Genomic DNA, 13827 nt, shown 5'->3' on the forward strand with positions numbered 1-13827 from the left:
CGGCGCTGAGGAACCTTACCGCTTGGACCGGGGCGCGATATACGACATTGCACGGAGTCGGCATAATCCGAGGAGTTGTGACCATGAACTGGTTTTCGGCACCCGAATACTGGCTAAGCGCATCGGTGCTCGAGCGCGGCGTAGCGGCGATCTATTGTTTTGCGTTTGTCGCGGCGGCGCGGCAGTTCCGGCCGCTCATCGGTGAGCGCGGGATGTTGCCGGTGCCGGGATACCTGGCCGGGAAGTCGTTCTGGCGGGTTCCGAGCGTCTTTCACCTCCGCTACTCCGACCGGTTGTTCGCCGGTGTGTCATGGTTCGGTGCGGCTTTGTCGGCGGGGATGGTCGCCGGTCTGGACCTGGTCCCGTTGTGGGCGGCGATTTTGATGTGGCTGATCCTGTGGGTGCTGTACCTGTCGATCGTCAACGTGGGCCAGACCTGGTACAGGTTCGGTTGGGAGTCTCTGCTGCTCGAGACCGGATTCCTGATGATCTTTCTGGGCAACGGCCGGGTCGCGCCGCCGCTGCTCACGTTGTGGTTGGTGCGCTGGCTGCTGTTTCGCGTCGAGTTCGGCGCGGGATTGATCAAGATGCGCGGCGACGCTTGCTGGCGTGATCTCACCTGCCTCTACTACCACCACGAAACCCAGCCGATGCCGGGTCCGTTGAGTTGGTTCTTCCACCACCTGCCCAGGCCACTGCACCGGATCGAGGTGGCGGGCAACCACTTTGCGCAGCTGGTGGTGCCGTTCGGGTTGTTCGCCCCGCAGCCTGTCGCCAGTATCGCGGCCGGGATAATCATCGTCACCCAGCTGTGGCTGGTGGCTTCGGGCAATTTCGCCTGGCTCAATTGGCTGACGATTTTTCTCGCCTTCAGCGCACTCGACCAGGCTGCGATGGCGGCGTTGATGCAGATTCCCGGTCCGCCGGCCACGCCTGCGCCGAATGCCCCGCTGTGGTTCGTGGTGCCGGTGATCACGGTTGCCGTGGTGATGGTGGTGCTGAGCTACTGGCCGACGCGCAACATGCTGTCGCCCAGGCAACGCATGAACATGTCGTTCAACGCCTTTCATCTGTGCAACACCTATGGCGCGTTCGGCAGCATCAGCCGCATCCGGCAGGAGGTGGTGATCGAAGGCACCGACGACACATCGGTGGACGACCAGACGCGTTGGCGCGAGTACGAATTCAAGGGGAAACCCACCGGCTTGCGCCGGCTGCCGCGCCAGTTCGCGCCCTATCATCTGCGGCTGGACTGGCTGATGTGGTTCGCGGCCATCTCGCCGGGTTACGCGCTCGCGTGGCTGACGCCCTTTTTGCACCGGCTGCTGCGCAACGATCCGGCTACGTTGAAGCTACTGCGGCACAACCCATTCCCGGATGCTCCGCCACGTCACGTGCGCGCCCAACTCTACGCGTACCGCTTCACCACACCGGCCGAACTACGCCGCGACCGCGCCTGGTGGCACCGGACGCTGATCGGGAGCTATGTGCCGCCGATGTCGTTGCCTGATCTGCGGGCGCGCTAACTACCCAGAACCAGTGTTCCGTGTGAGAAGTACGGGCCGGCGTCAGGTGCCAGCGACGAATAGCCGCTGTTCACGATCGGCTGGAGGAACCCATTGAGGCTGTTGACGATTGGCTGCGGGACGCCGATCTGCTGCAACGGCAGCAACATGGGCAGGATCGGCGACGGGATCATGTACGTCGTTATCGTGCCGCCCAGTGGCGCGGTGACGCTGGACAACTGAACTGCGTCCGACATCGAAGCCACTGCTGTCGTGTTGTGGTAATAGGCCGTTCCGAACAGCGCGTTCACGACGGCGGGGAGATTCCACGGTCGATCGGGCGGGTTCGCCCAGCCGTCGTACTGCGAAAACACGACGCTGACGTCATACTGGGTGTTCGGCAAAGCCTGCACCGTGTACTCGACAAGCGGCAATGTCGTGCCGGTGGGCAGGTAGACCTGCGCCAAGCCCAGTTCCGGGCTTCCGAACAGGGCGAACTGCAGGGCGTGGGGCGGCGGTGCGGTGGCCGGGTTCGCGGCGAGGTACGCCAGTTCCCGGTTGACGGCGATCGTTCCCTCCGAAAGAGCGGCGATGTGCACGGGTGCGCCGCTGCCGTTGACGACCGCGTTGATGATCTGGTCATGGAGCGCTCGCTGACCCATGGCGACGGCGTCATTGACGCTGGGTGCGGCCAGACTGCCGCTCAGGATGCCCATACTGGCGGGATAGTTGACGACCTGAGCGAGGCTGCCCGGGAACCAGTTCTGCCCGATGGCGTGGTTGATCAAGTCGTAGCCCTGCAGGATCGACACCGAACTCGGGCCCGGGACGCTGCTGCCGTAGAACAATTGGCCCAAGCAGGGAAGCCGGGTAATGAAGTTCGGGAAATAGAGTGGCCCTGCGCCGGGGACCGTGATCCTGGCGCCAGCCGCTGCGTTCGGACCGGGAGCGCCGCCGGCCGCCAGGACTTGACGGGCGTTGGAGAGCTCGGCGGTCACATACGCGTTCGCGCCGGCCGTCAGCGCGAACACGAAGCGCTCGTGAAACTGCGCCGCTTGCGCGTTCGCGGCCTGAAATTCCCGCCCGTATGCGCCGAAGATCTCTGCCACAGCCGTCGACACCTCGTCTTCGGCGGCGGCAAGCAGCGATGCGGTGGAGCGGGCAGCTGCGGCGTTCGCCGCGTTGACCGAGGAACCCATCGCGGCCAGGTCTTCGACGGCAGTCGCCAGGAAGTCTGGCGCCGCAACGACATACGACACAGTCGCCTCCTACCGCGGGCGGCCAGGAACCGGGCAGTTGCGAGATTACTCGCAGCCAGCGCCCGATCTCCGAACATTCCGAAAATTGAGGGCGAGACCCCACGTGTCGCAAATGGCGTCCGTGGTCGCATTGCTATTCCTCGGCGTGACGCAAAGCCGGGTTTGCCATTCACCGGTGCCGGGCTGCTACAGCAGGCAACTCGTCGTATCTGAACAGCTTTGGTGAACCTAGGGTTCGTCGTCGTCGGGGGCGAGCAGTTTCTCCGGGTGGTGGAAGGTGTTGGTGCGGGGTTGGCCGTAGTCCTGGTGGGCTGGTGGGAGCCATTCGGTGTCGCCGTGGCTGTTTGTGCGGGTGGTCCAGCCTTTTTCGGCGAGGCGGTTATCGCATCCGCAGGCAAGGGTGAGATCGCGGATGTCGGTGACGTGGGTGTTCGTCCAGCCGGTGGTGTGGTGGGCCTGGCAGTGGTAGGCCGGGGTGACGCAGCCGGGTCGGGTGCAGCCCCCGTCCTTGGCCAGCAGCATCATTCGCTGTGCGAGGTTGGCGAACCGTTTGGTGTGGAACAGGGCCAGCGGCTTGGCGTGGTCGAAGATCGCCAAGTAGTGGTGGGCCTCGGCGGCCCAGCGGATCAGCTGGGACATCGGCACCCGGGTGCCGCCGCCGGTGCGGGCTCGGCCGGCCGCGCGCTCGAGGTCTTGCAGGGTGGTGGTGACGATGATGGAGACGGGTAGGCCGTTGTGGGTGCCCAGCGTGCCGGAGGCCAACAGGTTCTGGAGCCCGGTGGCCAGCGCGTCGTGCTGGCGTTGGGGTTGGCTGCGGGTGTCGCGCTTGCCGGCTTGGTCGGGCTCGGCCGCGGCATCGGGCTCGGCGGCGCCGCCGGCGCCGGGGGCGGCCAACTTCGCCCACGCCGCCTCGATCAGGGCGCGCAGTTCGGGGGTGATCAGGCCGCTGATGCGCGACATTCCTTCGAAATCCTGCTTGCCGAGGATCAGGGCACGTTTGCGGGCGCGTTCCTCCTCGGTGTAGTCCCCGTCGGGGTGCAGCAGGGCCATGACTTCGTGGGCGTATTTGGCGACCTGCTCGGGGCGGAAGTCGCAGGACTTTCCGGCCAGGTCTTTCTCGGCGGCCTCGCGGGTGCCCGGGTCCACGGTGGCGGGCAGATGCGCCATGAAGTTGCGGATCACTTTCACGTGCGCGTCGCCCACCAGACCTTTGCGTTGGGCGGCCGCAGTGGCGGTCAACAGAGGGGCCAACGGCTCACCGGTCAATGTGCAGCGCTCACCAAGGTCCTCAGCTTCGCCGATCCAGCGGTTGGCTTCGGCTTTGGTGATGCGCAGCCGGTCGGCTAGCGCCGCGGGCAGCTTGCCGCCGAGTTCTTCTTCACTGGCCCGGCCCGCGAGTTGGTTGATCAGCGCGTGGCGCACCGAACGGGATTGGCGCTCGCGGCGTTCCAGACGCTCCATTGCCCGCATCAGCTCCGGGGTGGTGAGTGCGTCAAAACTCAACGCGCACAGCCGTTCCTGCGCATCGTCGGACGCGTTAAAAACCTCAACGATCTCCTCACGCGTACCGGATGCCATGCCCGAATTCTACGAAGGGGCACCGACACTTAGGGTTGGTGGGACCCGGTCACGTGACGGGCGAAGTCGACTTCATCAGCCACTCGGCGCCCTGCAATCTCGCCGACCACAGCGACGGATTCACCCTGACCACAATCGATTAACCGCCGGAACCCGCGCCGGCCGCGGGTCGCTACAGCGTCTCGTCCAGCTCCCCCAGCCGGTCGGTGAGCCGCAGGTTCTCGGAGTAATCAACCGGGCACGCGATGATGGTCACCCCGTCGTCGTCCAGCGCGGCCCTTAGCGTGGGTAGCAGTTCGTCAGCGTTGGAGATCCGAAATCCCTTGGCGCCGAAACTTTCCGCGTACTTGACCACATCGGGGTTGCCGAACGACACGTAATGGTGCTCACCGAGTTCAAGGTCCATCTTCCACTCGATCAAACCGTATCCGCCGTCCTCCCAGATCAGCACCACGAGCGGAATCTTCTCCCGCACCGCGGTCTCGATCTCCTGGGAGTTCATCAGGAAAGCACCGTCGCCGACCACCGCGAGCACCTTCGCATCCGGCCGCGCCAGCTTCACCCCCAATGCCCCGGGTAGCGCGAATCCCATCGTGGACAGCCCGTTTGAGATCAGGCACGTGTTGCGCTCGTAGGTCGGATACAGCCGGGCCATCCACATCTTGGTGGCACCGGTGTCGACCAGCACCACGTCGTTGCGGCCCAGCGCCTCCCTGGTATCGGCGACCAGCCGCTGCGGCGCCAGCGGAAACCGCGAATCCTGTTTCCCCCGTGCGAATTCCTCGTCCAGCAGACCCGACCCGGGAACTCCGACATCGTCGAAGCGGTGTCCGTGCAGCGCATCGGCCAGCTGGTTCAGCGAGTCGGCGATGTCGCCGATGATGCCGACCTCCACCGGATAGTGCATGTCGACCTCGGCCGGGAAGCGGTGGATGTGAATGATCTTCTTGTCGCCCTGCGGGTTGATGCGGACGGGATCGAATTCCTGCAACTCGTAGCCGACCGCAATGACCACGTCAGCGTTGTCGAATCCGAAGTTGACGTAGTCGTGCCGCATGAAGCCCAGGGTTCCGATGCTGTTCGGGTGATCATCCGGCATGACACCTTTGCCATGAAAGCTGTTGGCCACCTTGATGCCGAGTTCGTCGGAGAAGCGGACCAGCGCCTCGGTCGCGGCGCTGCGGGCGGCGCCGTGCCCGGCGAGCACCACCGGCCGCTGCGCCGCGCGCAGGATGTCGACCGCTCGGGCCACCTGCCGGGCCGCCGGCGCATCGGCGCGGACCACGTTGCGCGGCAACGGCGTCAGCTCGGGATAGTCGGCAGCGTCTCCATCTAAGTGCTCGGGCACGGCGAGATACACCGCAGCCGGCCGTTCGGTCTCGGCCACCTTGAATGCCTTGCGGACCATTTCGGGTATGGCACGGGCGGTGGGTATGCCCGCCGACCAACGGGTGATGGGAGCGAACATCGACACCAGATCGACGTACTGGTGGGACTCCTTGTATTCGCGGTCCTGGCCGACCTGCGCCGAGATGGCCACCAGCGGGGTGCTGTTGGTGGTGGCGTCGGCGACGCCGAGCTGCATGTTGATCGCCCCGGGCCCCAACGTTGCCGACACCACCGCCGCGCGTCCGGTGACCCGCCCGTACATCTCCGCCATGAAGGCCGCCGCCTGTTCATGCCGGGTGAGTACGTAGCGGATGTCCGAGGCGGCTAACGCCTTGATCAACCGGATGTTCTCCTCGCCGGGAATGCCGAAGACCACGGCTACGCCCTCGTTTTCCAGGCACCTGACGATCAGCTCAGCCGCTGTGGACATCCGCCACCTCCCTCTTCCCTAGATAGTGGCAGGCTAGTGATCGGACGGTTTCATTCGACCCTGACAGGAGGGCCAGCGTGCCCATCGCCACCATCAACCCGGCCACCGGCGAAACAGTCAAAACCTTCACCCCTGCAACCGACGACGAAGTCGAGGCAGCGATCGCCCGCGCCTACGCGCGCTTCCAGGACTACCGGCGCAACACCACCTATGCCCAGCGCGCCGAGTGGGCAAACGCCACCGCCGACCTTCTGGAAGCGGAGGCGGACGAGACGGCGGCCATCATGACCCTGGAGATGGGCAAGACACTTGCCAGCGCCAAAGCCGAAGTACTGAAGTGCGCCAAGGGTTTTCGCTACTATGCCGACAACGCCGAAGCGCTGCTGGCCGATGAGCCGGCCGACGCCGGGACGGTCAACGCGGCCAGGGCGTACACCCGCTACCAGCCACTGGGCGTGGTGCTGGCCGTGATGCCGTGGAACTTCCCGCTGTGGCAGGCCGTGCGCTTCGCGGCACCGGCACTCATGGCCGGCAACGTCGGCCTGCTCAAGCATGCGTCGAACGTGCCGCAGTGCGCCCTTTACCTTTCCGATGTGATTGCCCGTGGCGGGTTCCCGGACGGGTGCTTCCAGACGCTGCTCGTATCCTCCGGCGCCGTCGAGCGAATCCTGCGCGATCCCCGCGTCGCCGCGGCCACGCTCACCGGGAGCGAACCGGCGGGGCAATCGGTGGGCGCCATCGCCGGGGACGAGATCAAGCCGACCGTTTTGGAACTTGGTGGCAGCGACCCGTTCATCGTGATGCCCTCTGCTGATCTGGACGCCGCGGTGAAGACAGCGGTCACCGGCCGGGTCCAGAACAACGGACAGTCCTGCATCGCCGCCAAACGTTTCATCGTCCACACCGACATCTATGACGAATTCCTCGACAAGTTCGTGGCGCGGATGCAAGCGCTTAAAGTCGGCGACCCCACCGACCCTGACACCGACGTCGGACCGCTGGCCACCGAGTCGGGTCGCGACGAGATCGCCCAGCAGGTGCAGGACGCGGCCGCGGCGGGCGCGGTGATCCGTTGCGGCGGTAAGCTTCCCGACCGACCGGGTTGGTTCTACCCGCCGACCGTCATCAGCGACATCACCAAGGACATGGCGCTCTACACCGAGGAGGTCTTCGGCCCCGTCGCCTCGGTGTACCGGACCGCTGACATCGACGAGGCGATCGAGATCGCCAACGCCACCACCTTCGGACTGGGATCCAACGCCTGGACCCAGGACGAGGACGAGCAGCAGCGCTTCATCGACGACATCGTGGCGGGGGCCGTCTTCATCAACGGAATGACGGTGTCGTACCCGGAGTTGCCGTTCGGCGGCGTCAAACGGTCAGGTTATGGCCGCGAGCTGGCGGGCCTGGGCATTCGCGAGTTCTGCAACGCCAAGACGGTCTGGATCGGCAAGAGCGACACCGCCGAAGCCGCCGGGGGCAAACGGGTGGAGTAACGCCATCTGGATGAGTCCGTTCATCCGGGTTGCGAAGACCGTCCAGTTGTCGTCGTGGGCAGGCCGGCCGCTCGCTGCGGCGCGCAGAAGGCGTCGGAGAGCACTGCGACGAGCCTGCGCACGGCCAGTGCCGGCTGCTCCGGCGTGGGCTCGTCCAGACCCAGGATCGGGTCCAGGCCGCGCATGTACGGCGCCAGTGCCAGGTGCGGGAAGATCATCAGCAGCAGCGACAGAAGCGCGTCGGTATCGGCGTCGGCACGCACGTCACCACGGCGCTGCGCCTCGGCCACCAGTGGCCGCAGCACCTCGAGGTAGTGCCGGTGGATGACGTTGCGCACGCTGACCCGGGCGTCGGTGTCGACCTCCAATGTCGCCGCGGCGTGCAGGGCGCGTTCCCGGGGATGTTCGGCGTAGTAGGCCACCCAGGCGTCGAGCAGGTCGGTGAGAAAATCGAAGAACGGCCGGGTCGGGTCCAGTTCGCGGATGATGCCCTCGACATAATTCCGCACCCTTTGACTGGCGACGTCGGCGATGTAGGCATACAGGTCACGCTTGTCCGCGAAGTACTGGAACAGGCTGCCCTTGGCGACGCCCGCGCGCCGGGCGATGACGTTGAGGCTGCCGCTGGAGAACCCGTGCGCCCCGAACTCGGCCTCCGCGGCCTCGATCACCGCGGCTCGGCGAGCCGGATCGACGCGGGCCCAGGTAACTGTCGGCATTGTCCTCCCTCACTCCGAATGACCACTGGTCATGCTACTGTGAGCCAGCTCACAGTCAAGCCCGGCGCTGCCGGCCCGGTCTCAGAGGCGCATCTCGTACGCGCCGTTGAGGGGCAGCACGAAATCTTTCCACACCGTGTCGTAGCGCGCCGGGTCGTTGGCCGGACGCCGGATCATGCGCAGCGCGAAGGCGGCCTGCTGTTCGGTGGTGGCGGCCTTGTCGTGCAGTTCGACGGCGTAACTGTTGAAGTCGCGCACCAGCAGCCCGAAGATCTCGTCGAGCAGCGCCTCGTCGACCCCGGACAGCGGCGCTTCCTCCAGGATCAGCTGCGCGTAGGGCACCAGCGCGAAGATCTGGCCCACACCGAAGGCGAAGTCGACGTCCTTCTGTTGCGCCGCATCCGGAGTGGCGCCGGCGAGCATCTCGGCCAGCACGTCGATCTGCTCCCGCAGCAGCGCCACGTTCGGCAAATGGCCGTAGCTGTCCAACGGCGCCCGCCAGTCGTGGAACCGGACCTTGCCCAACCCGCCGGTCGGCCCCTGGTTGAACAGGAACGTGTCGTCGGCCGCGTCGTCGCGCCGGCCAGACGCGTCTGCCGTCGCCATCAAGCCGCGCACCAACCGCTGTTGAAATCGCATCGCTCGGGCGCTCGCAGCCTGGTAGTCCCGGCCATACGTGCCGAACAGCGCTGCGATGGCGGTCGACACCTCGTCTGCAGCTGCGGCGCGCAACGACGTAACGCCTCGCGCCGCCGCCCCATTCGCCGCGCGGACCGCAGACCCCACCGCAGCCAGATCTCCGGCGGCAGCCGCCAAGAGGTCAGGCACCGCCACCACATATGGCACAGATGCCTGCTCGCTGCGACGTTCTCGCGATCCGCATGCACGATTCGGCTTTCGGGGAACCCACGCTCTCCGGCGATGAGTCAGGTTTGGAATTCACCGGGCGGGTGTGATCTTGAGCAGCTGCGCCGTTCTTGTCCGTCCTGGCTGCCGAAAAGGCCAACTTTTGCCATGCCAGCGACAGTTGGTCGATTATGCTGCACCTGTGAGCCGGACCACACTGGTCGCTGATGACGCGGAGATCGTTCGGCGCGTGCTCGCCCATATTGACGCTGGCACAACCGACGAGGGCAGCGGTTGGCGTGAGCCCGTGGACAACTACCTGAACCCCGACCGGTTCAATCAAGAACTCAAACTGCTGCGCACAACGCCGAGCGTGTTCGTCCCCTCTGGGGCCATTCCCAACCCGGGCGACCACATTCAGCGAGTGGCTTTCGGCGTGCCCTTGTTCGCGGTGCGTGGGCGCGACAAGCAGGCGCGGGTGTTTCGCAACGCGTGTCGGCATCGTGGTTTTGCACTGGTCCAAGACTCGGGATGTTCCCGCGCCCTGGTGTGCCGCTACCACGGCTGGACGTATCGCCTGGACGGCTCATTAGCAAATGTCCCGCACGCTGAGGCTTTTTCTGATCTGGACATATCGGCGCGCGGCCTGGTGGAGGTTCCGAGCTACGAAGCCGACGGGCTCATCGTGGTCGGTGCAGTAGAGCCTGATGGGGAGGACTCGCCACAGCACGCCGCCGATAAAGCGAAGGCGTGGCTGGCCCATGGAGCATCATGGCGGGACCAGTTGCTGCCGATCGACCGGCTGATGTCGGTCGAGACCGCTTCATTGCCGATCAATTGGAAGGTCATTGTCGAGCAGTTCTTGGAGGGGTATCACATCCGCTGGACTCATAAAGAGACTCTTCCGCACCTGTACGACAACCTCACCCTGGTCGATACCTTCGGCCCGAATTCTCGCGTGATGTTCCCCTATCGAGAATTTGAGCTGCTCCGTGACCGTCCGGAATCGACATGGGCGGGTCGCTTGCCAGCGACTTATGCCTACCACCTCTTCGCTAATGCGATCATCGGCTCTTTTCCGCAGTTGGTCCAGCTGATAGTGGTCAACCCGGTGGATGTCGCCCTAAGCGAAGTCACCTATTACACGATGACCCGAGCTGATGTCGCGCGCCGCACACTCCACGAAGCCGACGCGATGCTCGATCCCGAAGACCTGTTGAACTACATTGGCCGCGTCGTGGCGGAGGACAATGAAGTTTCCGCGGGCGTTCAGCGAGGATTTCGCGCCGGTGCGAACACATTTGTGGAGTTCGGCCGCAACGAGTGCGCTATTGGCCACTTTCACGCCAACCTCAGTGCCGGTCTAGCCGAGTTAAGCGGGCCACGGGTGCATGCTTCGGGTCAACGCGTGCCACGTGAAGAAGCGCCCTTTCCGATCTCGTAAACGCGGCCATAGCCGACCACGCAGAGTGTGATGCGGTAACTCCAGTAAGAATACTGTTCTAGAAACTGGCGTCGCTATCGCGCGGCGTCGTCGGCCGTCTCCGCAAGGGCAGCGGTGGATCGGCAATTGCAGCGCAAGTGAGTCTCGGTGGGTCCAGCCAAGCTGTCACATTCCTGTGTACTCTCGCCTCACTTTTCGAGCTCAGCGTGCGCAGTCATAGGCCGCATCGGCCAGCTGAGTTGTACATCGACATTCCCATACTGGCAACGCCAGAATCCTGCTACGATACCGCCACAGCCTCGCTGAAACGCAGACTCGTTCTGCGTCAGTTACATCCTGATGCCCCCACCCCGAGACCGCCCCGCACGTACTGGAAGACCCCAAAAAAATACTCGCCACAGCGTCAAAGATGTCCGTACGGACTGTCACCGCCACCACACGAAAGGGCCCGTTCGCTGCTCGCGCGAGGCTGAGCACATCAGATTCAACACAGAAAGGAACGAGAACTGCCTTCAAGGTTCCTTACTGACGAAGAAATCCGAAAGTTCAGCCGCGACTTACGGATACTTCTCGCAACTAATGGCACCCTCACTCGCATCTTGGGGGTACTGGCGAACGACGCGATCATCACGCAAGTCGTAGATCAGGACATTCACCCCGCCGCACCGGATGCAGGCCAACCGGAAGAGCTATTTGAAGGTCGGATACTTCGTCGCCGTGCTGTGTTGAAAGGCGCTTCTTGCGGCACGATATTCGTGGTTGCGGAGTCTTTCATTGCTATCGATCTAGTGCCCCCAAAATTGGCCGAGAATTTGATCGAGATGGATAGCCCAATCGGCGAATCAATCTTGGCCAACAGTATCGAAATATTCAAGGAGACTCCAAACGTGTGGATGGCTAAGCTCCCCGATTGGTTCGAACACGACGGAAATGTGAGCTCAGGCCGCGATGCCGTTGGGCGGCAGTATCGGGTAAGCATTCGCAGCAAGCCGGCAATTGTCATAACCGAATACTTCCCACAAAGCGTGTTCGATGACACCATCGCGACCACCGACCTGACAACCGACGGCCAACAGAAAGATCCCGGCATGTGTGATTGTGCGCGCAACGAACAAGCGCGACAGCATATGGTGGACTGATTGCACCGGGGTGATTGGAACGGTGAGTAATTCCCCAGTGCCGGCCGAGTGGCGGCCGCAGTTCTTAGATTGCCGCTTCCGGGAAACGCCGGTGTATGTGCTGTGGTGTGACGTCAGTAGCTGACCGATGCAGAGCGAGAACGTAGTAAGAAACCTGGCCGAGCGGTCAATCGAGGCCGGCCGGTTCGACTTGCCCGCGTTCTACGCTCCGAACCCGACGACCCATCGGCAAATCCATGACGAGGCAAAGCGGCTCGCGGCAGTGCTCGGTCACCGTGGAGTTTCCCGAGGGGATCGCGTTCTGTTATGTCTCCCGGATTCGTTGGATTTCGTTCAACTTTTGCTCGCGAGTTTGGCTCGCGGGATTTTGGTGTTCATCGCGAATCCCGAACTCCGCTCCGATGAACACGCATTTATCGAGAGCGATACCGACCCGGCGCTCGTCGTCACCTCCGACGCCCTGCGCTCGCGATTCCAGCGGTCGACGGTTGTTGGAGCAGCAGAACTGCTGGCAGATGCGGCTGGAGCCGAGCCGGCAGACTACGAGAACCTGAGCGGCGACACTCTCGCCTACGCTACGTACACCTCGGGCACTACGGGTTCACCCAAGGCCGCGATTCACCGGCATGCCGACATTTTGGCCTACGTCGACGCAATGTGTCGGACCGCGTTGCGGCTTGATCGTGAGGACATCGGGCTGAGTACCGCCCGAATGCATTTTGCCTACGGTTTAGGCAATTCCGTGTGGTTCCCGCTTGCGACGGGTAGCTCCGCAATCATCAACTCATCACCGTTCAGCCCGGAGTTAGTGGCTGAACTCTGTGAGAGGTTCAAGCCATCCGTGCTTTACGGTGTCCCGACTGCTTTTGCGAGAATCCTCGAAACCGTCGGGCCCGATCCGTTCCGGTCGCTCCGCTGCATCGTATCGGCCGGGGAGGCTCTCGAGCTCGGTCTGGCTCAACGTCTGATGGAATTCTTCAGCGGTATCCCGATTCTTGACGGGATCGGCTCTACTGAGGTCGGGCAGACATTTGTGTCGAACACCGTCGATGAATGGCGCTTGGGCACCGTCGGCAAAGTTCTTCCCCCTTATCAAATCCGCGTAGTGGGGCCTGACGGAGCGGAAGCCGAACGCGGAGTCGAGGGAAGCCTCTGGGTCCAGGGCCCCTCGATCGCAGTAAGTTATTGGAACCGACCCGACGACCCGCTAGCCATGAATGGGGGTTGGCTCGACACCGGTGATCTGGTGTCGATGGATCCTGACGGATGGGTCAACTATCGTTGCCGCGCCGACGATCTGGAAATTGTCGGCGGCATCAACATCAATCCCACCGAGGTCGAACGGGTCATTCTTGAGAACGAACGGGTGGCCGAGGCCGCGGTTGTCGGAGTCAAGGAACCGTCGGGCGCGTCGACGCTGCAGGCGTTTCTAGTCCCCGTCGCTGGTGCATCGCTCGATGATTCAGCCATTCTCGAGATACACCGGGTGCTGCGCAGCAAATTGTCCTGGTTCAAGGTCCCCCACCGATTCGCCGTTGCAGACCGACTCCCGCGTACTGCAACCGGGAAATTGAAGCGCAGAGATCTTCGCGCCGAAAGTCCCGCACCACCGATCTGGCAGGCAACATCCATAAAGCCGTCTATAGCTCCGTCGCCAAACCCGGAGACGGAGCCGGAAAAGCTTGACGGCAGCGGCGCGGGATCAGGTTTGCACGGACGGCTGAAAGCGTTGCAGCAGCAGCGCTATCAGTTGTTGGCGGACACTGTCGGTTTGCAGGTCGCCATGATGCTGGGCGAACCCAACGCTCGTTCGATCGATACGGAACTAGCCTTCTCTGAACTCGGTTTCAGCTCGCAAATGACGGTAGAACTTCGCAATCGGCTGGCAGCGGTGACCGGCCTGCAGCTGGCGGACACGGTGGGCTGGGACTACGGGTCTGTTTCCGAGTTGGCCACTTACTTGGACGCTGAGCTCTCTGGCCGGGCCACCCCACGGGAGCCGCTTCCCGCTCCGACGCGAGT

10 protein-coding genes are annotated in these 13827 nt (G+C 63.7%); 5 read left to right on the plus strand and 5 right to left on the minus strand.

Annotation, left to right across the window (positions count from 1 at the left end):
- The first annotated feature begins 83 nt into the window (after window positions 1–83).
- Window positions 84–1526 carry a lipase maturation factor family protein gene (locus tag AC5Y7D_RS22760; RefSeq protein WP_499927932.1) on the plus strand — a complete coding sequence of 481 codons (1443 nt, stop codon included), beginning with the start codon at window positions 84–86 and terminating at the stop codon, window positions 1524–1526.
- On the opposite strand, the gene AC5Y7D_RS22765 is transcribed toward AC5Y7D_RS22760, so the two are convergent.
- The 3 genes from AC5Y7D_RS22765 to AC5Y7D_RS22775 form a co-directional block, all read right to left on the minus strand.
- The gene (locus tag AC5Y7D_RS22765) at window positions 1523–2764 is read right to left on the minus strand and encodes a PE-PPE domain-containing protein (RefSeq protein WP_499927933.1); all 1242 of its coding nucleotides are present in this window, start codon (window positions 2762–2764) and stop codon (window positions 1523–1525) included. The two genes, AC5Y7D_RS22760 and AC5Y7D_RS22765, sit on opposite strands and share 4 nt — an antisense overlap.
- A 228-nt stretch (window positions 2765–2992) precedes the next feature.
- Window positions 2993–4342: an HNH endonuclease signature motif containing protein gene (locus AC5Y7D_RS22770; RefSeq protein WP_499927934.1), complete on the minus strand. Its 1350-nt coding sequence runs from the start codon at window positions 4340–4342 to the stop codon at window positions 2993–2995.
- A gap of 172 nt (window positions 4343–4514) precedes the next feature.
- Entirely contained in the window at window positions 4515–6161 is a 1647-nt protein-coding gene (locus AC5Y7D_RS22775) for an acetolactate synthase large subunit (protein WP_499927935.1), read from the minus strand.
- 77 nt (window positions 6162–6238) lie between these two features.
- Between AC5Y7D_RS22775 and AC5Y7D_RS22780 the strand changes: the two genes are divergently transcribed.
- Window positions 6239–7657, plus strand: coding sequence for an NADP-dependent succinic semialdehyde dehydrogenase (locus AC5Y7D_RS22780; protein ID WP_499927936.1), 1419 nt, complete (start codon window positions 6239–6241; stop codon window positions 7655–7657).
- A gap of 20 nt (window positions 7658–7677) precedes the next feature.
- Here the strand turns inward: AC5Y7D_RS22780 and AC5Y7D_RS22785 are convergent, their stop codons facing one another.
- Together AC5Y7D_RS22785 and AC5Y7D_RS22790 are read right to left on the minus strand one after the other, a co-directional pair.
- Window positions 7678–8376 carry a TetR/AcrR family transcriptional regulator gene (locus AC5Y7D_RS22785; RefSeq protein ID WP_499927938.1) on the minus strand — a complete coding sequence of 233 codons (699 nt, stop codon included), beginning with the start codon at window positions 8374–8376 and terminating at the stop codon, window positions 7678–7680.
- Between the two features lie 81 nt (window positions 8377–8457).
- Window positions 8458–9222 carry a PE family protein gene (locus AC5Y7D_RS22790; RefSeq protein WP_499927940.1) on the minus strand — a complete coding sequence of 255 codons (765 nt, stop codon included), beginning with the start codon at window positions 9220–9222 and terminating at the stop codon, window positions 8458–8460.
- 202 nt (window positions 9223–9424) lie between these two features.
- Between AC5Y7D_RS22790 and AC5Y7D_RS22795 the strand changes: the two genes are divergently transcribed.
- The 3 genes from AC5Y7D_RS22795 to AC5Y7D_RS22805 all read left to right on the plus strand — a co-directional run.
- Complete coding sequence (locus AC5Y7D_RS22795; protein ID WP_499927942.1) at window positions 9425–10666, plus strand: aromatic ring-hydroxylating oxygenase subunit alpha; 1242 nt, start codon at window positions 9425–9427, stop codon at window positions 10664–10666.
- Window positions 10667–11229: 563 nt separating this feature from the next.
- Window positions 11230–11805 carry a chorismate--pyruvate lyase family protein gene (locus AC5Y7D_RS22800; RefSeq protein WP_499927953.1) on the plus strand — a complete coding sequence of 192 codons (576 nt, stop codon included), beginning with the start codon at window positions 11230–11232 and terminating at the stop codon, window positions 11803–11805.
- 127 nt (window positions 11806–11932) lie between these two features.
- Window positions 11933–13827: AMP-binding protein (locus AC5Y7D_RS22805; protein ID WP_499927944.1), on the plus strand; the 1895-nt coding region annotated here is incomplete at its 3' end.

The organism is Mycobacterium sp. NGS49 (assembly GCF_059812565.1).